Source organism: Bacillus luti, assembly GCF_009739945.1.
GTDB lineage: Bacteria > Bacillota > Bacilli > Bacillales > Bacillaceae_G > Bacillus_A > Bacillus_A luti.
The window spans coordinates 1,582,319-1,604,716 of the sequence record NZ_CP040336.1 but is presented as its reverse complement, the minus strand read 5'-3'; the positions used below and the strand labels follow the sequence as shown (position 1 = coordinate 1,604,716).

Here is a 22,398-nt window from a genome sequence, read left to right as displayed (position 1 = left end):
CATAGGTTTATATAATAATTTTCAGCTCCAATAAATACGAAAAAGGAAAGAAGGGTCAGTCTCCTCTTTCCTTTTTCTTTATGTTGCAACTTTTCATTTCCTTCACATATCATTTATTTAAGTAGTTACTAATACATTTATGATAACAGACTTAAATAGGGGGGATTTATATGCACCACGACAACACACATAATAAACGTTACAAAAATACCCCTCTTTCCCTCTTCTCTATAAAAAATGAGCTAAAACAAAAATGTACCAACGTAAATAACTCCCATTACACCCTTTCGAAAGAGGAAGAAATATTACTACATACAATTAAAGAACAAACAAAATTATTAAATCAAAATAATGTAACAAGGACTCGTGCTTACTTTCAGTTTCACAAAAAGTATCCTGAAATACATTGGGCACTGCTCGGACATATGGTGTCACGTAACGGCGGTTGGAACATGACTGATTTAAAAGGAGATTTATATACAAAGCTATTATCTGAAAAAGATCAATTTACTTTCTTTTCTTTTTTAGAACGTGGAAATTGGCTTATTTTTCAAGATGTATATCCACAATTTTTACTATATGAACAAAGTATAAAAAGAGCCACAAACCTTTTCCGCCTTCTCTCTCACCTCAATGTTTCCACCTTTATGGAAACGATGTGGAATTCCTTTTGGAAAACTGGCGACAAAAGAACGTTAGCAATCGCTACTATTATTAATGAGCAAAATTACTTAGAAAAAAGAGTTATTCAAAATGAACATTTCAAAAAAAATGTTCTAAACAGCATTGGATTTAAACTATTTGATTTTTTTCAGTTCAATCATATCCTCTTCCCTTTTTACGAAAGTAAAATGAATGCTAAAACATTACTAATTGGTGATACAATGACACACTTCACTTCGCTACATGAACGAATTTCACTTGGAAAAAGATTATACACATTGTTATTTCATAATGAACATATTTTATCTCAAGTTAAGCATTGGGCAGATACTAATCCTCATACAGGCTCAAGAAAAGATTACTGGCCACATTTATTTTCAAGTGTAAATGAATCCTTTTCAAGAGAGTTTTATAAACGAAGAATAAAAAATTGCCAATTAAGAAATGATTCCTATCGTATATATAGTCCTGCACTTATGTACGCGTGGAAAAATGTGAAACACGAAGAAACAAAACATGAAGATTGGTTTAATGACTGGCAAGTGATACATTATTTAACTAATAAGGAGGAACATATATTTGGGCAAATTACAGAAGACTACTGCAAAACACTCGAAAAAATTGAATTGGCAATTCTCGCAAAGAAAAATGTCCTCCTTAGAGAAGAAGAATGATTTTTTAGCATTAACAGTTACAATCTTGCTCTCTACTGTTATCGGAACGTGCTTAGATGCTTTCTTTGTCACGAAACAAATATATTCCTTTCCAGTTAGACCGTTTCCATCTATATTTTCAGTCAACATAGGCTTCACGTTATTTGTACTACCAATTTTAACAGCTGCTTTCATACAAATTTCAAAAACATTATCTGCAGTTTCCAGAACTCTACTTATTATCTCAATAGGTATTTGTGCTAGTATGGTTGAACAAGTCACTGAGAAACTAGGTTTATTTATTCATAGTGCAAATTGGCATCATACTTATTCTTTGTTTGGGTATATGATTTTCCTTTCTTTTATTTGGATAATATACAATTGGATACAAAAATAAAGAGACCATTATTGATCTCTCCTTAAGCATAATCTTCATTTATTGCTACTGGTGCCAAAGTTTGAAGACTTTTAGAACGTAAACGATAGGCAACAACGTTCTTCTTGTATTGTTTTATTACATCAACATGTTCCTCATAGCTATATATCGATAATGTAATTGTTCTTTTCCCTTTCTTCGTTTCAATGATGATTGGTGTCCCTTCTCCGTGCGGCGGAAAATAATGTTTATCTAAAAATAAAGCCTCGTTAAAGTCGTTTATCACTTGATTTTTCATTTCGCCCTCTATATTTTTCCCATCTAGCGATATAATAGTACTCTCTTCATCAAGTTTTTGATGTAATTCAAATCTACTAATAATAGATTCTACAACAGAAGTCGGCATACTAGAAACTAGTACTTTAAGAGCGCCAAAAATAAATAATGTAACTATAAACCATGTTGTCACTTTTATCATCTCCATACATTTTAAAATACAAATTTCATTCCATACGGTATTAATATACTAATAAGTATTCCTGTTACAATCATCGTTACTGAACCAATAGTGGCTTCTTTCTCGCCTTCTTTCACTAGACGACTCACACCAATAATATGTGATGCGCAACCCATTCCAACACCTTTTCCAATCGTACTTGTTATACCGCAAAGCTTAAGTACTGTCGGTCCAATAATAGCACCAGTTATTCCTGCCACAACTACAAAACTAGAAGTCATAGATGGAATACCACCAATTTGATCCGCTAATGAAATAGCAATAGGCATCGTTGCTAATTGTGGTAGAGTAGTTAATATCAGTTCTTTATCTATATTTAAAATTCCACCAATCACTACAGTCATACTTGTTAAGGCCACTATACCTATCACTACACCGATAAGTATTGATAAAAAGTTTTTCATAAGTATCTTTCGCTCTTTAAATAAAGGTATGGCCAATGCTACAATTGCAGGGCTCAAGAACCCTGAAAGGATGTCCCCTCCATTTTCCTTATAATCTTGATGAGAAATTCCAAACGTGAGGAATAAACAAATCATAATCGCCGTTACTGTTAACACCGGTAAAGTAAATGGAAACGTGAATTTTTTATATAACTTTGTCGCAAATATATATATTACTACAGTAATAAAAATTAAGAGCATTTCAATAACGCACCTTGTCGATTTTATTTTTTTGATGTTACTAACAATTGACTTACATACCCTGAAATAGCCAAGGTTACTACCGTACTTGCAACAACTAAAAGGAATATACTGCTGCCCTTACTTAATAGAAACGATCCATATTCCATTAATCCAGTTGTCGAGGGAATTAAAAATAACGGTAAAAATACGATTAGCTTCTCCGCACCCAATTCAAACCATTTTAATGGAAAAGTCCGAGTAGAAAGGAGCAAGAACAGTATTAACATCCCTATTAAACTTCCTGGCATCGATAATTCAAATACTTCCTGAATCCATAGACCAACTAGGCTAAATATATACAGCACGCCTACTTGAAGTAAAAGTGTCACGTACTTCATTTCTTTCCCTCTTTTCACTATCTTGACATCCATATTATGAAATCTCATTTAACGTATCAGCAAACCGTGTAATTCCAAGTTGAATTTGTTCTATATTCGCTCTACCAAACGTAAATCGTATATATTCATTTTTAGAACCTAAAACACTTCCAGGAACAAATGCGACACCATTCCGTATAGATTCACCCAATAAGTGGTATTCATCAAACGTTCCCTTCACTTTACACCATACATGTATTCCACCCTCTGGAACGAAACATTCAACTCGCTCTCCCAATATTTCGTTAAGCTTTGCAATTAATACATCTCTTCTTTGCTTCAATTGTCCACGAAGCATCGTAATATGCGTATGAAAATCCTCTGATTCTAAAAATTGATTTGCTACCCACTGCGTAAATACACTATGGCCAAAATCAACTTGCTGCTTTGCATCTGCTAAACGCTCTATTACGCGCGTAGGACCAATTACCCATCCAATACGTAATCCTGATGCAACAATTTTTGATAGTGAACTTATATAAAGAACATTCCCGTTTGGATCCATCGATTTTAATGTCGGATTCACTTCTCCATTAAAAGAAGTCAAACTATACGGATCATCTTCTACAATTGGTATACCATATTCAGAAGATAATTCTAAAATCTTTTTACGTCTCGTTAATGATAGTACTGTTCCAGTTGGATTTTGATAATCTGGATTTAAAAACACCATTCGTATACGATGTTTTTTATGCAAATCAATTAAGTCATCTGGATTCATTCCATGCTGATCAACAGGTAAATGGAATATTTTTAACCCTGCAGATTTAAACATGGGAAGTGAAAAACAATAGGAAGGATCCTCAATCGCAATCGCATCTCCAGGCTTTAATAAGCATTGAACGATAAGATTAAGTGCCTGCTGTGCTCCTGATGTAATAAGGATAGAATTTGAATCCGCTTCAATTTGTTTATATTGATTGACGTGTGCTGCAATTGTTTTTCTCAACATTTCATTTCCAAGTGGATGGTCATAACCGAGATTTTCCATAAATGTTTTCTCAGACATAATCGTTCGAAACCTATCACTTGGAATTAATTCTGGTGACAATTCACCACTCGCTAAATTGATTAAGTCATCTTTTTGTGTTTCTGTTCGAATTTGTTGAACGAGTGGGACATTTGGTAAGAACGATCCATCCTCAACGTACCTACCCCAGTTCGGTATACGTTTATGCGACACACCCCATATATCTGTGTTCACTCTTGTCCCGCTTCCTTTTTGCCGTTCTACTACTCCAAGTGACTTTAATTCTTCATACGCAGCTACTATTGTGCTCCGGTTCACTTGTAATTCCTTTGCTAACATACGCTCAGAAGGTAACTTACTATCAGAAGGAAATTCACCTGAAGAAATGCCTCTTTCAATATAATCAGCGATTTGTTTATACACGGGGGTCTTCTCTGCACGATTTGGTTTCCATTCCATCCTGTTCCCTCCTCTCAAAACGAACTATCTTCAATTTATTAACAACAGGATTAACCGATCTTATTATTTAAAAACGCATCTACTGTTAAATTAAAGCTAGTAGGTTGTTCTAAATACGGTAAATGCCCACTATGTTTAAATTCAGCGTAAATCGTATTTCTTAAACATATCTCAAATTCTCTCACATATTTCTCCGGAACAAAATAGTCGTTTACACCCCTTATAATTAAAACGGGACAAGCAATAATGGAAAGATACGGTCTTTGATCATAATCAACTAATTCAGCAAATAACCTTTGAATATGCGCCGGTTTAATGGACTGTAAAGATTGATAAAACCCCCGGACAATTACTTTATTACCTTCTACTCCCATCGCCTTCAATAACGTATCCGCCCATGTTTTTCCGTTATCCGGTATGCTAAGTAAATCATATACTTCAAGGCGTTCTTTGCGATCTTTTAATTCTAAATAGGGAAATGCATTTACAATAATTAAGCTCAAAACAAAGCTTGGATATTGAATAGCAAAATCAACCCCTACTCTAGCCCCTTTTGAAAGACCACAAATAACTACTTTTTGTAACTTTAAATAATTGCATAACTCATACAAAACATTTGCGTATTCTTTAAAACTAATTTCCACCCCTTCAGATTTCCCATGTCCAGGTAAATCCAGTGAAACCACTGTCCAGCTTTTCTTGAAATATTGCCTTTGATATAACCAATTATTTGAGTTTCCTCCAAGACCATGCAAAAACAACATGACAGGTCCCGATCCTTCTATATTGTAAAAGACCTTTCGATTCCTATATTCAAAATACATATTCATCACCTTCAACTATCGCATCACTTAGTCTTATCTCTGAATGGATATATCCAAAATGGTTCTCTTTCTAACCACTCAACAGTTTCTGGAACACCATCTTCATACTCTCTTTTCAGTTCTGTTACCTTAGTAGCAAATTGTGATGCATGCGCTCGCAATGCCTCCAACTTTTTTGGCACATATTGTTTCACTTCATTTTTAAAATTTGGAGGACCTATTTCCGCTTCATGATTATTTGAAAAAGCTACTGCATAAAATGTTGGTCTTTTGTATTCCGGAATATTAGCTAACGCCTCGGCCACCGCTTCTCCTGTTGCATCATGATCTGGATGAACGGCATATCCCGGATAAAAAGAAATGACTAACGAAGGATTCAATTCTTCTACACATTTTTGTATTACACGTCTTAACTCTCCGGGAGTTTCAAATTCAAGAGTTTTATCACGATATCCCATCATACGTAAATCTTTAATCCCTAAAATGTTTGTAGCTCTCTTTAGTTCCTTCTCTCTTATAGCATATAATGATTCACGTGTTGCAAAAGGAGGATTTCCCATCGCTCTTCCCATCTCACCTAGTGTTAAACAGACATATGTTAAAGGAACCTTTTGCTCAGTATAAGCTAAAACTGTACCTGCCACGCAATAGGACTCATCATCCGGATGTGGAAAAACAACTAAAACGTGGCGTTCATTTTTTATCACTACATACTCCTCCATCACTTTCAATATTAGCCTGTTCCATTACATACTATCAAATCATTACCGCATACCATGTTACCCCCACCAGTAGAACAAATAGAAGGAGAATATAGATAACAGATAAATTTTTTACATTCTTCTTTGTAGACTTCCCGTAATTCTCCTCCACATTTCGCGCAACTAGTACGGTCCCGAATAGCGATACAATTACAATAATAACCACTAGTGAAATTGCAAAGCTCATTGTATTTTCACCTCTCTAAAGACAATCTATTTTAATAAAGAACTTCCTCTTTAAAACGTTAATAACATACTACCTTTCTTCTCTTATCATAATGGATGTTTGCAAAAAACGGACCAACCACTTTTGTGTTTTTTTGCTCATCCACTTTGAAAATAAAAAAGCAACTGATCACTTATGATCAGTTGCTTTTTCATAGAATTCTCTACACCCATTTTCATATACAATTAACATTCATTATGATGACTTCCCTAATTTAACTAATTCTTCTTCCGAATCAGGACGTAATAAAGAGACTATAATACCAACAAATAAGCAAATAAAGAATGTTGCAGCCTTTGCAGATACAAGCACTTCAAGCGGTGAAAGTGACCAAATAATTGCACTGAAAAATCCAACAATAATCGTCGCAATAACACCTGCGCCCGACATACGTTTCCAAAAAAATATTAATAAAATAATAGCTGAAAATGTGTTACCAATACCCGCCCATGCAAAAGATACGAGGCTGTAAATTACAGATCCAGATTTAAGTGAAATAATTATACCTACAATACCGCTAATAACCGCTACAATACGTGATAAATGAACTAGCTTTTTACTTGAAATATTCCAGCGCAATGTTTTATGAATAATATCCTCACTAATAGAAGTTGTAATGACTAATAATTGCGATGAGGCAGTCGACATAATTGCCGCTAAAATACCTGCAATGATTATCCCCGCTACCCATGGCGGTAGTATATCAAATACCATATAAGGTAAGATCATCTCTGGATCGTCTATTGTACCTTGTTTATATAAAGTAGAAGCGAATATGGCTGATAAAAAAGCACCAATGTATACAACTAAAGTCCAAAGAATCGCCATATTACGACCTGTAATACGCTCTTTCTCAGTGGTAATTGCCATAAAGCGAGAACTTAATTGTGGTTGACCACCTAACCATCCAAAAAACCATGATACGTTTGTAAATAACATTGTACCTAAGGCGATTCCATTTAAACCACCAACCCAACTATCTGCACCATTTTCCATTTTAGCAAGCTCAGTTGAAATACTTAATCCTTGGTTTTGAATTTCCATAAAAGCTGCAATGGGAACGATAATGAATGATACAAGCATCAAAAAACTTTGAATCGTATCAGTCCATACTACAGACATAAAACCTCCCATACAAGAGTATGCAATAATGATTATAGCAATAATAATCGTTCCCCATGTAATATTAAAACCAGAGAATGAATAAACAGTTTTTCCCATTCCGGAAAATTGTGCTGCTAAATAGCAAACGAAAAACAATACAAGAACAATCGAAGCTAACCAACGGATGATATCTGCATGCTTTGGAAATTTCACAGCTATGTAATCCGTTAAACTATTCACCTTATATTTTTGTTGTTCCGTCATAAAACGTTTTGATAAAAATATCCATGAAAAAATAACCCCTAAAAACATTCCAGATAAAATCCAAATACCAGATAAACCAGCTACATAAATAAATCCAATTGCCCCTAAAAACATATAAGCTGATTCTCCTGTTGCACGCTCTGAGAACGCTAATGCCCATCCCGGAAGTTTATTCCCTCCTAAAAAATAGTCGTTGTGCGATAAATCTTTCTTGCTGAAATATATACCAATTGCAAGCATCGCAAGTAAGTATATAAAGATTTCAACATATACAACAGTTTGCATGACTTTATTCCTCCATCTGATTAAAGTAAACAATACCAATAGGTTTTATCAGATAGTATTTCGGAATTTTTTATTTGTCAATAGTTAGATTCCAAGTTTGAGGCGAATTTCTTGCATATTTCTAAAAATTCTAAAGCACCTGGAGAAAGATGGACACTACGATTATGGGCAATTCCAACATTCCTAACATACGACTCATAAAAATTTTTTCGGATAAGTTGATGTGGTGCATGAATTAAAAGTGAACTCGGTACAATTGAAATTCCTAAGTTTTCATTTACCATCGACAAAATAACTTGATCAACGGAAAAATCATATACGATATTTGGATGAATTTTATTTTCTGTTAAAATGCGTGAAACATCACGGTCAATCGTTCGCTTTGGCATAATCCATCTTTCATTTTTTAATTGTTCTAGGTGCAGTTCCTCTTCATTAGCTAACGGATGATGCTTTGCCATAATACAAACGAGTTCATCATTAAAAACATGATTAAAAATAAGATCTTTTGAATGCGGCTCTACTAAAAATCCAATATCAACAACCCCATTATGTAGCCATTGCTCAATTTGATCATAATCGCCTTCCATTAAACGAATGTGTAAGTTGGGATGATGCTCCTCAAAGTATGCTAACACTTTCGGCAATAAAACGAGCGATACACTGGGTAGTATACCAACAGATAATGAACCTCCAATAAGATTCTTTAAATCAGCAACTGCACTTTCAAGGTGTTGCTGCTGTTTTAATATTTTTGAAATATGATCATAAACTACTTTTCCTTCGTTCGTCAAAACAATATTATTTCGATTGCGGATAATAAGAGCTAAGTTTAGTTCTGCTTCTAAATTACTAATAGCGTGACTAATAGATGACTGTGTAAGATTAAGCTTTAAACCAGTTGCAGTAAAATTCCCAGTATTGATGAGTGTATGAAATGCTGTATATTGTGCTAACGTAGCCATTGGTTAACTCCTTTTATGAATTTTTTTCATACTTGGATATAAAAACATTCATTTGATTTATTTTCGTGCCCACCTCTATAATAAAAACAAAAACCAAGTAAATCAATACGGATTATTGAGGGGTGCTAAAACATGGCAGAGGAAAAATTGATGATGAAAGCCTTATCCATGGACATCATTACAGCAAAAATGTTTACCGAATTACATGTATCTATTACCGAAGAGTATAATGAACGTGGACGGAACTTAATCCAAAAAGGGTTAGAAGTCTTCGGACTGAAAGACGCTGAAGCTATGGCAAAAAAAGCAACTGCAGAAGGTGAAAATCATACCTTCTTTGAATATTTACCACAAACTGTTGAAGGTGAAGAAAAATTTTCAAATTTAACTACGTATGCACGTTTTTCGAAAATGTTTGCACAAATCGCAAAACAAGTTGTTGATGAATATGGGATGGAAGGCGAACAAGTCATCATGCGAGCAGTCGAACGTTTCGGACAAAAACGTGGTGCTGGAATTGCACAGCGCGCGCGAACAAATGGCCTAGACAATTCTATTGAAAATTATTTAACAAACTATGATATGGGACGCAGTGATTTATTTGAAATAGATACCATCTACAAACAAAATGAAATTGAACAAACATTTACTCAATGTCCATTTGGTCAACAATGGGCTGATGACGAAATGGGTAAATACGGTATTCTATATTGCAAAGTAATCGATCCATCCATCGCCAAAGGATATAATAAAGATTTCGAAGTCGTGCATGACCAATTTGTACTTCGCGAAGGTCAATGTCATTTCCAATTCCAAATGAAAGAGTGAATGTAATGATTAATACGAATCGGCTGTTAGACCGCCTTCAACATTTAAGCAAAATTGGTCGTAATAAAATAACTGGCGGCATAAATCGCTTTTCTTTCACACATGAAGAACAACTAGCTATTAACCTCATAACCTCTTTTATGAAAGAAGCAGGTATGACTGTTACTACTGATGCTGTCGGAAATATTATTGGCACATTTGGTGAAGGTACTGAAACAATTATGCTAGGCTCACATATTGATACCGTTCCAGAGGGCGGAAAATATGACGGTGCTTTAGGAGTTTTAGCTGCAATTGAGATTGTGCAAACAATTCATGAACAACAATTAGCACTTTCAAAAAAAATACAAGTAGTTGCATTTAAAGATGAGGAAGGAACACGCTTTGGATTCGGATTGATTGGTAGTCGCGCTATGGCTGGCCTTTTAACACATAAACAATTACAACAAAAAGATATGGCGGGTATTACTATTGAAGAAGCTATGAAACAATTTCATTTATCCCCTCTTCCTTTAGAAAACGTAAAACGTAGTGATATTAAAGCTTATTTAGAAATGCATATAGAACAAGGAAAAGCACTTGAAAATGAAGAACTACCGGTCGGCATAGTTTCAGGAATCGCTGCACCGTTATGGCTAGAAGTTACCGTTACAGGAATTAGTGAGCATGCTGGTGCAACGCCAATGCCAATCCGGCATGACGCGCTAACGGCAGCAAGTGAAATGATTTTAGCCATTGAACACATGCTTAATAATACGACCACCTCTGTAGCAACTGTCGGTAAACTAAATGTCGAACCTAACGGCGTAAATGTCATTCCAGGTAAAGTAACCTTCACTATTGATATCCGTGACATAGACGAACAAAAAATAAGCACATTAGAAACTAATATTATAGATCAACTAAAAAAAATTGCTGAACGTAGAAATGTCACGATAGATTCAAAGGTGTTACAACGTGTCAAACCTGCAAAAACAGATGCTTTCTTAAATCGCCAACTAACAAAAATTATTAAAAAAAATGGTATACGGCCTTATTCATTAATAAGTGGTGCTGGGCACGATGCGATGAACATTGCTGCTGTGGCACCAATCTGTATGTTGTTCGTCGCTCCAAAGATGGTATTAGCCATAACCCGTTAGAATATAGTTCAGATGAAGATATCATAATCGCTACGAATATTTTTTATGACACAGTCCTTGAGCTTACAAAATAATTTTTCTATATAATAGAAGAAAACCAAAATAAGAAGCCATCTGAAAAATTATTTTTCGGTGGCTTCTTATTATAAAGACAACTAAATCTTTACTCATTATAGGAATAAGTAATTCCTGAAAGTCTCCTCCCTTGAATCATACATACCTTACGAAAACAAACACACCTTCCCTCCCTATCAAAATAGCTAGTTCCTCCCTTCACTAATTTGTTATACACTAAGAAAATAACAAACAAACTATTCGTTAGCAGGTGAAAGAATATGTATGATGTTACAATTATCGGCGCTGGAGTAAGTAGCATTTTTATGGCTTATTCACTAGCTAAAAGTAACAAAAAGGTTTTAATTCTTGATAAAGGTAAAACGCTAGAAGATCGCCATTGTCCTTTAGACGAAGGAAAAGCGTGTAATTGTACTACATGTGATAAATATTTCGGATTTGCTGGTTTAGGAAAATCTGAAGGGAAATTTAATTATACAAACGGATTTGGTGGAGAACTTGAGCAAAAGGTTGGTAAAGAAAGCTTTATACAACTCATGGCTGAAGTAGATGAAATTCTATGTCAGTTCGGAGGAAATTCAGTTTCAAAATATTCTACAGAAAATCCAAATCTCAACAAGAGGGCTGAATCGTGCGGTTTACAAATGCTAACAACTGAAGTACGGCATCTTGGTACTACCCTTTCAAGTGAAATTTTTCAGCAGCTCTACGAATTTTTACTTACGAAAATAAATATACAATTCGATATAGATGTACAACATATTATGAAACAGAAAGAGCATTTTACAATAGAGACAAATGAAGGAAAAGTTCAATCTAAGCAACTAGTATTGGCAACCGGGCGTTCCGGAGCCGATTGGTTAAAAGAAATGTGCACTTCTCTACATATTTCTCAAGAACAAACACGTGTAGATTTAGGTATTAGAGTTGAAATGAAAGAACATCAATTACGTTCTATATTAAAAGATACTTTTGAAACGAAACTTTCTTATCAAGACGAAAATTTCACAGCAACCACATACTGTATGAATCCAAAAGGACGAATTATTCGAAAATACGAAGAAGGTTTAGTTATGCCTGACGGTCAAAATTTTCGAGAGAAAGGAACTGGCACACCTAACTTAAATTTCACTTTATTTATCCCGCGCTATTTTTCAACTCTCAAAGAAGCAAATTTGTATGCAAGCTCAATTATTAAAGGCATTAACCAAGGACGAGATCGGATTATTATACAGCGCTTAGAGGACTTAATAAAAAAACAACCTACAACGGAAAACAGCATGAAACATAATCGTATACAACCTACACTTCACGGAGATTATGGAGATTTGCATAAAGAAATTCCTCCATTATATATTGAGGGGCTCAAAGAATTTTTATTACGTTTAGAACAATTTATACAAGAACCTATCGATCAAGATACTTTATTATATGGAATTGATGGAAAGTTCTACGCCCCTACGATAAAAATCAATAACCATTTCGAAACAAGTATACATGGGTTATTTTTAATTGGAGATTGTTCTGGCGTCACTCATTCATTATCTCAAGCAGCTGCAAGTGGTCTATATGTTGGAAACTATTTATCTGATATTTGAGAACACCCTCCAAATCGTTTAAGTTTCACTATCATTAATAATTAACCCACAAAAGATTAGGATTTTACGAAATATATGAAAAATACACAAAAACTACATTCTCTATAGAATGTAGTTTTTTTACTCATTAATATCCCCGTTTACTTTACGCTCTCCTTTCATTTAAATTCCGACTAATTGAATGTCAATAGTTTAATAAGTGTCTATCCATTTTCACTTTCATTTGTTCGATATTTTGTAACATCACCATAGTGTTTAATATGGTAGGATGTCTATAAGTCAATTTCACTACAACTATGACTTTTTCTGCTTCGTTTCTAAAACAATTAAATTTATGTTACTTCGCTTTAAAATTCCCCATTGTGTGTATATGAATACTTCAAATTATTACCTTTAGAAAATATAAATCTACAATGGTTCATTACACTCTAATAGTTATAAAAATATAATATATAACTTCAGTTGAATAAATCACATAAAGAAGGTGTAAAAATGAAGAATAAAATCAATTTACAAATGCAAAATGTTAGCTTTGTTATCATAATGGCTTTGGCAGTTTGGTTAAAAACATATCTTATTACGCGATTCAGTTTTGATTTAAAAATTGAGTCTTCTACACAAGAGCTGATTTTGTTTATTAGCCCTCTAGCCGCCTCATTAGCATTCGTTGGATTAGCATTATTTGCAACGGGTGAAAAACGAAATTATATCGCGCTATGTATTAACTTCTTATTAACAATCGTACTTGTTGGAAATGTAATGTTCTATGATTTTTATAGTGATTTCGTTACGTTACCAGTACTTGGACAAACATCAAACTTTGGCCAATTAGGCGGCAGTATTATAGAAATATTGAACTATAAAATTATACTCGCTTTCGTAGACATTATTTTCTTCTTTATTTTGTTAAAAAAGAAGTCATTAGTCTTCCAAACAGGACGCGTAACTCATTCGGCACGCTTGGTATATTTTCTCTTAACGATTGGTATATTTTTTGCAAATCTACATCTTGCAGAAAAAGAAAGACCTGAACTATTAACGAGATCATTCGACCGAGTCATGCTTGTGAAAAATTTAGGACTATACACGCATCAAGTATATGATTTAACACTGCAAGTAAAAGCAGGTTCACAAAAAGCACTTGCTGATAGCAGTAAATTACAAGAAACTGAAAACTACGTAAAGGCAAACCAAAGTGAACCAAACCCTAATATGTTTGGTGCAGCCAAGGGAAAAAACGTAATCGTTGTCACCCTTGAATCCCTGCAAACCTTTTTAATAGGCGCATCAGTTAACGGTCAAGAAGTTACACCATTTTTGAATGAATTCATAAATGAAAGCTATTACTTTGATAACTTTTTCCACCAAACTGGGCAAGGAAAAACATCCGATTCTGAATTCTTAATCGATACGTCGTTGTATCCATTAAATCGAGGAGCTGTATTCTTCACACACGGTAACAATGATTATACTGCGACTCCAGAAATTCTGCGTCAGCAAGGTTATTTCACTTCTGTATTCCATGCGAATAACGCCACATTTTGGAATCGTAATATCATGTACTCTGCTCTCGGTTATGATCGTTACTATAATGAACTTGATTACAAAATTACGCCCGAAACAAATTTAAATTGGGGATTAAAAGATATTGAATACTTTGATCAATCAGTAGATATATTAAAAACTATTGATCAACCATTTTACGCTCGTTTCCTTACTTTAACGAACCATTATCCATTTACGTATGATGAAGATACAAAATTCATTGAACCATATAACTCTGGTAATGGCGTATTTGATCGTTACATCGTAACAGCACGTTACTTAGACGAATCAATTAAAAAATTTATTGAGCGTTTAAAAGCCGAGGGAATGTATGATGACTCTATTATTGTGTTATATGGTGATCATTATGGCATTTCTGAAAAGCATAATCGCGCAATGGCACAGTTTTTAGAAAAAGATCAAATAACAGAATTTGATACTTTAAATTTACAACGTACACCTTTATATATTCATGTCCCTGGACAAACAGAAGGTCAAACGATTTCAAAGCCTACTGGACAAATCGATATGAAACCTACTATTCTAAATTTATTAGGGATTGATACTACGAACGATATTCGTTTTGGTCATGATATGTTTTCAGATGAATATACCGGTTTTGTTGTTTTACGTGATGGTAGCTTTATTACAGACAAGTATGCATACAAAAACAATACTTTCTATGACCGCATAACAGGTGAAATTGTAGATTTACCAAAAAAAGAAGCACAAGCACTCATTAACCGCGCACAAAATGAATTACGAATGTCTGACAAAATTATTGAAGGCGATTTATTACGTTTCTCAGAAAGTAATAAAATTAAAACTGGTGAAGTACAAACTAAAATTAAAGAGACTGAAAAATAATCTTAATATGAAAAGGGAGCAACTCGTTACAGTTGCTCCCTTTTTTACTTTCTTATAACACATGATGCAATTTTATATAAAGTGAAACTTTAATCAGTGAGGGGTTCTTCATCCCCCACTGATTATTAGTTGAACCAATCGGGCTTTTACGGACAGTTAATCCTCCACCTAACTTCTTTTCTTTCGCTGAATTTTGAGGTGGGAGTCTTACTGCCCGTTAATGCAGGATAAAAAACCTCATATATCTTACTTTTACTCTGCGCTTGTTTCTAAACTTACATCTATATAAGTATGATCATCACCTATATTTAAAATTACTTCACATTGACGTAATCTCAATTCAAAGAGCATGATAGAATCATGATATACTTCAGGATTGGATTTCATTTTATGTAACATCTCTTGTTTTTCTTGTATTTCTAATTGCGTATTTTCTACAGCTTGTTTCAAGGAGTTAAATGGATTCCTAAAGAATATATTAATATCCCGCTCTTGTGTGTTTTCAAATAGCTCAAATTGCAAAAAGAATTTCTTCATAATAGAATCCGTTACCTCGGTATAATCTTCATTTTCTACATACTGTTTGTATTTGTTATATAGCATAGCTTTGTTTTTAGGAAGAACTCCAAATAATTTACCGGCACTTTTCAGTAAAAATTGTGCTGGCGTAAATCGACGTAAAATATTTACTTCATCCATTTGTATTCTAGTCGTCATTCTGTCAGTATCTCTGCGCCAGTCATCAAGTACTTTAAAGTCACATTCTAACTGTATTCGATTTTCTCCAAATAAAGAATTAAGTCCTTCACTAAGTTCTTCTAAGTACGATTGACTTTGAAGGAGCTCATTATTAGAAGTTGCAATCCAATTTTGCATAGAAAGGGCAAGATTAGGTAATACAGTTTGTTCTAAATATTTATGCACTCTTTCATTCATTGCTTTATTTAGTTCCATATCCATGTGACCAAAATCGCTTTCTTCACTCATTAAATCAGAACAACTCTGTAATATCTTCGGAATATTTTCAGTAAGATCATTCGTAATTTCCGTTTTCATTGTACGATATGACTCTGTAATGAAATGAATTTTTTCCTTCTCAAATGCAGAAAGGTTATTAATGCTACCGTTTAGTTTCACTAGCATATCTTCATTCCAATTAATAGCATCCACTAGATTATTTTCTTTCTCAACGCGTTTATCCAAAAGATATGTAATTGTTTTTCGAATGAAGAACAATAGCTTTTCAGTACGTTCTGCATCGATATTTTTATGGTTAAAGTTAAAACGAATAAACTCTGTTAAATCATTTAGTTGTTGGCTATTTGTATATAACGAAGAATAAGGGAAAATCCTCGCATGCGGGAAATATGTGTTTATTCTTGCTGCCGTATCATGTAATACTCTTTTCACTTCTGCTTCACTATAAATGTTATCGATTTTATTTAATAAGAAATGCACTTGTAAATTTGGTGTATGTTCTTGAATGCTTAATAGAATATCACGTTCCTTATCAGTAAAAGGGGAATCCGCATTCAATACAAACAATAATTCATCCACAGAATTTAAATATTCAAATACCTCATCCCTAGTGTCGTTATTCCTATTAAAGCCAGGTGTAACTACGAATGTAAGCTTATTTTCACTTAAAAATCTGCATGGTAATTTAAATTCAACACATGCTCTATCTCTATATGTTTGGTGGTGTAACGACATTATATTATGGTAATCAAAGAAATTTTCAGTTGTTGTAATGGCTGAATCTGATATAGCTTTAATTTCTGTATGAGCATCATTTTTTAAAACTACTACATTTGAGATAGCGTTTTCTAATATATTTTCTCCTAATATAGAGTTAACAAATGCAGTTTTTCCATTTCCTGAAGTTCCCGTTACTAAAATACGATTTGTTCTTAAATCTGCGAGTTCGTCAACTAACCATCTAAATCGGTGACCTATTTCTATATTGTGCTTTTGTGCCCACTCTGTAATAGATTCAAAAAGATGTAGACTATACTCTAAACCATTCACATGATTAACAGAATATAACAGTAGGTCTTCCGCATGTTGTATATTTGCTACATCCATTTTGGAAGGGAAAATTTCATCCCATGCCAACACAGCTGCTGATGGAAATACAGCATAAGATGGATTGACTACTTTTAACCAATTTGTTAAAAGACTTGGAATGATATCATGTAATTGTCTAAGCATATATTTCCCTTGAATTAATGCAAAGTATGTTTCTTCATAAAGAGAAGAAATTTTGTCCCATATGTCAGACGAATGTATTTCAATATGTAAGAAAAATTCATTTATTGTGTTAAGCCACAATAAATAATTTTGTTCATTTTTATAACTGTTCCAAAGTGATGAAACCATTTGCGTAAATTGCACTTGATCTACATTATTTAATGTAACTAATGCATCATAAAAATAATCTGGTGAAATATGTTTAGTAAATCCTTTATCGATATATCCTTTTAACACCTCAAACCATGGATAAGATTCTGTTCGAATTAACTCATTCACAGAAAGCTCTACTGCACTATCAAAATCTTGCTGCTCCTCATAAAAAGAACGGGCAATTTTTGTGACATTCGGATAATCCGGATTTAAAGAAACCGCTTCTTTGATAACAGCGAAAGCTGAATCAAAACTATTTTGCTCTATGTAAAGAGAAAGTAATTGTAGTCTAATTTCGGTCATCAATATTTTATTATCAGTAGTAATGGAAGTATAAACATTTTCAGCAACTGATAATTGATTAAGTTCGAAATAAGCATCCGCAATATTTTTTTGTGCCCATGGCGCTAATTCATTACCAACCTTCTCCCATTTAAAAATAGCTGCTTCAAAATCTTGATGGCGATAATAAAATTCACCTTGTACAAAACGAATATAAGATCCATCAGAAATCTCATTTTTTTCTTCGTTTACATACGCTTCTCCAAGTACGTCAAGAGGTGCTTTTGTTTCATTCTCCATTAGGAACGTTTCATAATACATCTTTTTTATTAATTGTTTTTCTACTCTCATCTTTTCCCCCACTATATCTTGAAAATACATTTTTAAGATATGTCAATACTTTTTTGTATATATGCTTTTTATCTTAACAAAGAATATCTTTTGGAAAATTTCATTTTCCTTTCATTTTTCAAGTTAGATTGAATTTTCATGAGAAAAGTTTCAGTTTTTTTTCAATTCCCTTTCAGTTATGAAACAGCATTAAATGTTCCTAATAACCTGATAAAACTATAATTCCCCTGCATTATATTATCAATAAAAACCTATATAAGCCATATTATAAAAACAATTTATAACGAATATATATGCAAAAATCCCTTCCCTAACAAATAAAAGAAATCATTATCATATATTTCTCCAATTGTTTTCCTTTAAAATATTTCAGTAGTTATGTAATTAATTTGTTCTAACCTATATAAATAACTAGTCCAAAAAAAATCTATATGCATATCATGTTATAGTAAAGAATTCAGGAAATCCTAAAAGGAGGCACTTTCATGTTTGAAGATAAATCTAAAATAAATTACCCATATGAATTTACTGAAACTACAACAGTTCCCCTAACAAACCCCATTGATAAAAAATTCAAGAACGGCACAGGTACACACAATTTCCCAATTAAAAAGCATTATAAAGAGCAAGTTTTATATACTGAAAAAATTAATAATAATAATAAAAATAAATAATCATATTGATCCTTATAACAATTAGCCAAATAAGAATCAATATTTGGCCATGCATAAGTTATATGTTTAGTAATGTAGCAATCTTTATTATACAATTTACGTACCTTTAAAAAGTGCTGATATACGGCGCTTTTTTATACATAGATAAATGAAAGTTATCTTAGTCTAGAACTACTTACAACCTTAAGGGTGATACACTCAAATTTAAATAAACTACAAAATCACTCCGCCATATTTTCGTTTAACAATTAACTCTACATATTAACTGTTGTCGAGGAAAAATTACCTTAACTACTTTCCTTTGATTGAATCGACTTGTCAGTTTAAGAACATTTCGTTTCCTACTTGTATAACAAACGGACCAGATTATTGGGAAAAGAAAACAAATCACCCAATGCTTTCTGAATATTATGGGAGGATGTACATACTGTGAACACTGTATATTTAGTGTTTAAGTCAACTTATAATAAAAAAAGCGCGCTACATTAAATTGAAAGGTGCAAAAGTATGATTACAAATCAACAATTAGTAATTAACAATTTGGAAGAAAAATTAAAAGTATTTACTCATGCAGTTAGCGGGGAACTTACACAAGAAGAAGATTTCGTCATAGCAAATACAGAAATTCCTACTGATACGTTCAATGTAGTATTACCGAAATCTCCAAATATCAAAAATGCAGTTAAGATTAAACATGGTATCGATAATTTTTTTGATAAAAAATATCCCTTTAGCATTTGGATTGATGCTCAGTATTTAACTGAGGACTGGACAAAACTTATGCAAGAATATGACCAAAAAGAAGCAGAACGTAATGTAATGATGAAACTTGAAAATACGCTTAATGTTGGGCAAAGGATTTCCAATCAGCTTATAATTACTAATGTAAAAAATAATGAAGAACTTTTGAAATATAGCGGAGTATTTATGAGCTTATTTGAAGGTACACCCGAAAAAGATGCATTAGAAAATTTTTTTAACAAGTTTTCACAAATGAAATTAGGTTCAGAAGTTCAAATGTTTATTGGATGCATAGATGAAATGCCTGTAACTACTGGTTTATTAATAGAAAGCAAAAATAGTTATGGTATTTATGATGTGATGACAAAAGAAGCATTTAGAGGTAAAGGAATTGGCAGTGAAATGTTTCAGTTTCTTCTAAATCAAACAAAGGATAAACAAAAGCCAGTTGTATTACAAGCTTCAGATGATGGAAAAAATATTTATAAGCGATTTGGATTTATAGATGTCGGAGAAATGGTTGTATTTGAATAAAAGGTTTTCTTATTTAGCTACAAGGCAGGATTGTTGAGCAATATAGGTAGGAAATAATCCAACTTCTTATAAAAAAATGACCAATGGAAACCATTAAGGGCGTGTTTTGATCAATCTTTTTTCAAAACACGTTTTTTCTTTTTGTTTGTTTCTCAAGGTTATTTGCATTCATTTGAACAAGCTTTATTCTAAAACAACAATGGAAACAAAAAAGATGTTTTCGGTAGTATACCGAAAACATCTTTTAAGTACTTTATTTTGAACTCAATACATTATCTCTACATAACCCTCTTAAACATCTTCTCCAACTCATAAGTAGAATGATGTACAAGAATCGGCCTTCCGTGCGGGCATGTGTATGGGTTTGTTGTTGTACGAAGTTCCTCAAGTAAAGCAAATATTTGATCGTTCGTTAAATATTGATTTGCTTTAATGGAGGCTTTACAGCTCATCATGATGGCTGCTTCTTCACGCAGTTTTTTAATATCAACCTTTTTTAGTTTGACAACTTGTTCCATCATTTCGTCGATAATTTCTGTTTCTTGTCCTTTCGGGAACCACGTTGGATGCGAGCGAACGATAAAGGATTGATGGCCGAATTGCTCCAAGAATAGTCCAACTTTTTTCAGTTCTTCTAGCTGCTCTTCGACACGTAAAAATTCAGTAAGAGATAAGTCAATACGGTATGGTACAAGTAGTTCTTGTACTTCTTGTGCTACCCTTCCTACTTTATCACGGAAGTATTCATAATTAATACGTTCCTGCGCGGCATGCTGGTCAATCATATATAAGCCTTTATCATTTTGAGCGAAAATATATGTTCCATGCATTTGTCCAATTGGATAAAGCGGTGGTAAATCATTACCGTTCATTTCAATCTCTTTTATTTCCTGAACTTCTTCTTCTAATTCCTCTAACTCAAAGTCTTCATCGTTACTGCTCCATGATTTCTCTTCTCGAATCGGTTCTTGAATTATAGGTTTAGTAGATGGCTGCCAACTTTGTTCTTCTCTTACGAACGACTGTGGTGGTTGCCATTCTTGCTTCGGCGGTTGCCACAGTTGTGCTGGCTGTTTCACAGCCAGTGGTTCTTCTTGTTTTTCATCCATGCCAGTCGGTAAAACGATGTTTGGCATGGATGGTTCTTTCGGCTTCGTATGCTCAAACTGGAATTGTTCTTGCACACTTTCATCTTTTTCTTTTTTCTTCGTTGTTACACCTGCATCTGGAATGAGCTGTATTTTTTTGAATGCTGCTTGCAAAGTTTCTTCGATCAGCTTTAGTAATTCTTGTTCTTTACTAAAACGAACTTCTAATTTCGCTGGATGCACGTTAACGTCAACTAGCATTGGATCCATTTCAATCGATAAGAAGCCGATTGGATATCGTCCGACTGGCAATAATGTATGGTATCCTTGCTGAACGGCTTTCATTAATACGAAATTTCGAACGTAACGACCATTTACGATCGTTGACATATAATTTCGAGATGCTCTCGTTACTTCTGGTAATGTTACATAACCTTTAATTGTGAAATCTAAAGATTCAGCTTCAATTGGAATAAGCTTCTTCGCAACTTGAATGCTGTAAATCGATGCAAGTACTTGTCTTACATCACCATTTCCTGATGTGTGAAGCAATTTCTTTTCATTATGAAACAGCTTTAACGATACTTCTGGGTGTGACATTGCGATACGATACACGATATCTGTAATATTCCCAAGCTCTGTATGAATGGTTTTCATATATTTAAGACGCGCTGGTGTATTAAAGAATAAGTTTTGTACTGTAATATCTGTTCCTTTTCGGCTCGCTGTTTTCTCCTGCTTTATAATGTCTCCACCTTTAATCATAAGGTGCGTACCAGGCGCATCACCTGTGCTAGTGATTAATTCTAATTCACTAACTGAGGCAATACTCGGCAATGCCTCACCACGGAAACCGAGTGTTCTAATGCGAAACAGATCGTTCTCATCTTTAATTTTGCTCGTTGCATGTCGTTCAAAAGCGACAATACAATCTTCTTCTGCAATGCCATCTCCATTATCAATGATGCGAATTTTTGATAAACCAGCTTCTTCTAAGTGGATTTCAATAGATGTACTATTCGCATCGATAGAATTTTCCACAAGTTCTTTTACGACTGAAGCAGGGCGCTCTACTACTTCCCCTGCCGCAATTAAGTTAGAGAGTTGGTCATCGAGTTTGCGAATTTTCCCCATCTACTT

General features: G+C 33.7%; 19 protein-coding genes. 8 read left to right on the top strand and 11 right to left on the bottom strand.

Going from position 1 to position 22,398, the window contains the following annotated elements:
* The first annotated feature begins 170 nt into the window (after positions 1-170).
* Entirely contained in the window at positions 171-1,337 is a 1,167-nt protein-coding gene (locus EUC40_RS08315; protein ID WP_156574359.1) for a DUF2515 domain-containing protein, read from the top strand.
* The gene (locus tag EUC40_RS08310; RefSeq protein ID WP_156576921.1) at positions 1,312-1,713 is read left to right on the top strand and encodes a CBO0543 family protein; all 402 of its coding nucleotides are present in this window, start codon (positions 1,312-1,314) and stop codon (positions 1,711-1,713) included. The genes EUC40_RS08315 and EUC40_RS08310 overlap by 26 nt, the downstream gene beginning before the upstream one ends.
* A 22-nt stretch (positions 1,714-1,735) precedes the next feature.
* Here EUC40_RS08310 and EUC40_RS08305 read toward each other — a convergent pair whose 3' ends face one another.
* From EUC40_RS08305 to EUC40_RS08265, 9 genes are all read right to left on the bottom strand, one after another.
* Positions 1,736-2,161 carry a YfmQ family protein gene (locus EUC40_RS08305; RefSeq protein ID WP_156574357.1) on the bottom strand — a complete coding sequence of 142 codons (426 nt, stop codon included), beginning with the start codon at positions 2,159-2,161 and terminating at the stop codon, positions 1,736-1,738.
* 20 nt (positions 2,162-2,181) lie between these two features.
* Positions 2,182-2,853: an LrgB family protein gene (locus EUC40_RS08300; RefSeq protein WP_156574355.1), complete on the bottom strand. Its 672-nt coding sequence runs from the start codon at positions 2,851-2,853 to the stop codon at positions 2,182-2,184.
* Between the two features lie 23 nt (positions 2,854-2,876).
* Positions 2,877-3,233 carry a CidA/LrgA family holin-like protein gene (locus EUC40_RS08295; protein WP_071713305.1) on the bottom strand — a complete coding sequence of 119 codons (357 nt, stop codon included), beginning with the start codon at positions 3,231-3,233 and terminating at the stop codon, positions 2,877-2,879.
* Positions 3,234-3,267: 34 nt separating this feature from the next.
* Entirely contained in the window at positions 3,268-4,701 is a 1,434-nt protein-coding gene (gene pdxR, locus EUC40_RS08290; RefSeq protein ID WP_071713275.1) for a MocR-like pyridoxine biosynthesis transcription factor PdxR, read from the bottom strand.
* A gap of 50 nt (positions 4,702-4,751) precedes the next feature.
* Positions 4,752-5,525 (bottom strand): alpha/beta fold hydrolase, encoded by a 774-nt coding sequence (locus EUC40_RS08285; RefSeq protein WP_156574353.1) that lies wholly within the window; start codon positions 5,523-5,525, stop codon positions 4,752-4,754.
* A gap of 23 nt (positions 5,526-5,548) precedes the next feature.
* Positions 5,549-6,229, bottom strand: a complete 681-nt coding sequence (bshB2, locus tag EUC40_RS08280; RefSeq protein ID WP_156576920.1) for a bacillithiol biosynthesis deacetylase BshB2 — start codon at positions 6,227-6,229, stop codon at positions 5,549-5,551.
* 52 nt (positions 6,230-6,281) lie between these two features.
* Positions 6,282-6,473, bottom strand: a complete 192-nt coding sequence (locus EUC40_RS08275; protein WP_000006455.1) for a hypothetical protein — start codon at positions 6,471-6,473, stop codon at positions 6,282-6,284.
* 234 nt (positions 6,474-6,707) lie between these two features.
* On the bottom strand, positions 6,708-8,165 hold the full coding sequence (locus EUC40_RS08270) for a sodium/proline symporter (protein ID WP_071713273.1): 1,458 nt from the start codon (positions 8,163-8,165) through the stop codon (positions 6,708-6,710).
* 77 nt (positions 8,166-8,242) lie between these two features.
* Complete coding sequence (locus EUC40_RS08265; protein ID WP_156574351.1) at positions 8,243-9,130, bottom strand: LysR family transcriptional regulator; 888 nt, start codon at positions 9,128-9,130, stop codon at positions 8,243-8,245.
* Positions 9,131-9,262: 132 nt separating this feature from the next.
* On the opposite strand from EUC40_RS08265, the gene EUC40_RS08260 reads away from it, so the two are divergent.
* From EUC40_RS08260 to EUC40_RS08245, 4 genes are all read left to right on the top strand, one after another.
* A complete protein-coding gene (locus EUC40_RS08260) occupies positions 9,263-9,958 on the top strand; it encodes an L-2-amino-thiazoline-4-carboxylic acid hydrolase (protein ID WP_156574349.1) in 696 nt (231 codons plus the stop codon).
* Positions 9,959-9,963: 5 nt separating this feature from the next.
* Positions 9,964-11,100, top strand: a complete 1,137-nt coding sequence (locus EUC40_RS08255) for a Zn-dependent hydrolase (RefSeq protein ID WP_244322184.1) — start codon at positions 9,964-9,966, stop codon at positions 11,098-11,100.
* A gap of 335 nt (positions 11,101-11,435) precedes the next feature.
* The gene (locus EUC40_RS08250; protein WP_156574347.1) at positions 11,436-12,773 is read left to right on the top strand and encodes an NAD(P)/FAD-dependent oxidoreductase; all 1,338 of its coding nucleotides are present in this window, start codon (positions 11,436-11,438) and stop codon (positions 12,771-12,773) included.
* A gap of 492 nt (positions 12,774-13,265) precedes the next feature.
* Positions 13,266-15,185, top strand: coding sequence for an LTA synthase family protein (locus EUC40_RS08245; RefSeq protein ID WP_156574345.1), 1,920 nt, complete (start codon positions 13,266-13,268; stop codon positions 15,183-15,185).
* Positions 15,186-15,437: 252 nt separating this feature from the next.
* Here the strand turns inward: EUC40_RS08245 and EUC40_RS08240 are convergent, their stop codons facing one another.
* Positions 15,438-18,251 (bottom strand): dynamin family protein, encoded by a 2,814-nt coding sequence (locus EUC40_RS08240; protein WP_156574342.1) that lies wholly within the window; start codon positions 18,249-18,251, stop codon positions 15,438-15,440.
* Between the two features lie 455 nt (positions 18,252-18,706).
* On the opposite strand from EUC40_RS08240, the gene EUC40_RS08235 reads away from it, so the two are divergent.
* Complete coding sequence (locus EUC40_RS08235) at positions 18,707-18,895, top strand: hypothetical protein (protein WP_000461143.1); 189 nt, start codon at positions 18,707-18,709, stop codon at positions 18,893-18,895.
* A 507-nt stretch (positions 18,896-19,402) separates the two neighbouring features.
* Entirely contained in the window at positions 19,403-20,170 is a 768-nt protein-coding gene (locus EUC40_RS08230; protein WP_156574340.1) for a GNAT family N-acetyltransferase, read from the top strand.
* A gap of 278 nt (positions 20,171-20,448) precedes the next feature.
* On the opposite strand, the gene mutL is transcribed toward EUC40_RS08230, so the two are convergent.
* Positions 20,449-22,392 (bottom strand): DNA mismatch repair endonuclease MutL, encoded by a 1,944-nt coding sequence (mutL, locus tag EUC40_RS08225; RefSeq protein WP_156574338.1) that lies wholly within the window; start codon positions 22,390-22,392, stop codon positions 20,449-20,451.
* Positions 22,393-22,398 lie beyond the last annotated feature (6 nt).

Excerpts from the sequence above, each read along its gene's own strand:
- EUC40_RS08250 (WP_156574347.1), top strand. The coding sequence starts at position 11,436 with ATGTATGATGTTACAATTATCGGCGCTGGAGTAAGTAGCATTTTTATG.
- EUC40_RS08285 (WP_156574353.1), bottom strand. The coding sequence starts at position 5,525 with ATGTATTTTGAATATAGGAATCGAAAGGTCTTTTACAATATAGAAGGA.
- EUC40_RS08310 (WP_156576921.1), top strand. The coding sequence starts at position 1,312 with ATGTCCTCCTTAGAGAAGAAGAATGATTTTTTAGCATTAACAGTTACA.
- mutL (WP_156574338.1), bottom strand. The coding sequence starts at position 22,392 with ATGGGGAAAATTCGCAAACTCGATGACCAACTCTCTAACTTAATTGCG.
- pdxR (WP_071713275.1), bottom strand. The coding sequence starts at position 4,701 with ATGGAATGGAAACCAAATCGTGCAGAGAAGACCCCCGTGTATAAACAA.
- EUC40_RS08245 (WP_156574345.1), top strand. The coding sequence starts at position 13,266 with ATGAAGAATAAAATCAATTTACAAATGCAAAATGTTAGCTTTGTTATC.
- EUC40_RS08235 (WP_000461143.1), top strand. The coding sequence starts at position 18,707 with ATGTTTGAAGATAAATCTAAAATAAATTACCCATATGAATTTACTGAA.
- EUC40_RS08300 (WP_156574355.1), bottom strand. The coding sequence starts at position 2,853 with ATGCTCTTAATTTTTATTACTGTAGTAATATATATATTTGCGACAAAG.
- EUC40_RS08315 (WP_156574359.1), top strand. The coding sequence starts at position 171 with ATGCACCACGACAACACACATAATAAACGTTACAAAAATACCCCTCTT.
- EUC40_RS08295 (WP_071713305.1), bottom strand. The coding sequence starts at position 3,233 with ATGAAGTACGTGACACTTTTACTTCAAGTAGGCGTGCTGTATATATTT.
- EUC40_RS08270 (WP_071713273.1), bottom strand. The coding sequence starts at position 8,165 with ATGCAAACTGTTGTATATGTTGAAATCTTTATATACTTACTTGCGATG.
- EUC40_RS08265 (WP_156574351.1), bottom strand. The coding sequence starts at position 9,130 with ATGGCTACGTTAGCACAATATACAGCATTTCATACACTCATCAATACT.
- EUC40_RS08255 (WP_244322184.1), top strand. The coding sequence starts at position 9,964 with ATGATTAATACGAATCGGCTGTTAGACCGCCTTCAACATTTAAGCAAA.
- EUC40_RS08230 (WP_156574340.1), top strand. The coding sequence starts at position 19,403 with ATGATTACAAATCAACAATTAGTAATTAACAATTTGGAAGAAAAATTA.
- EUC40_RS08275 (WP_000006455.1), bottom strand. The coding sequence starts at position 6,473 with ATGAGCTTTGCAATTTCACTAGTGGTTATTATTGTAATTGTATCGCTA.
- EUC40_RS08260 (WP_156574349.1), top strand. The coding sequence starts at position 9,263 with ATGGCAGAGGAAAAATTGATGATGAAAGCCTTATCCATGGACATCATT.
- EUC40_RS08240 (WP_156574342.1), bottom strand. The coding sequence starts at position 18,251 with ATGTATTTTCAAGATATAGTGGGGGAAAAGATGAGAGTAGAAAAACAA.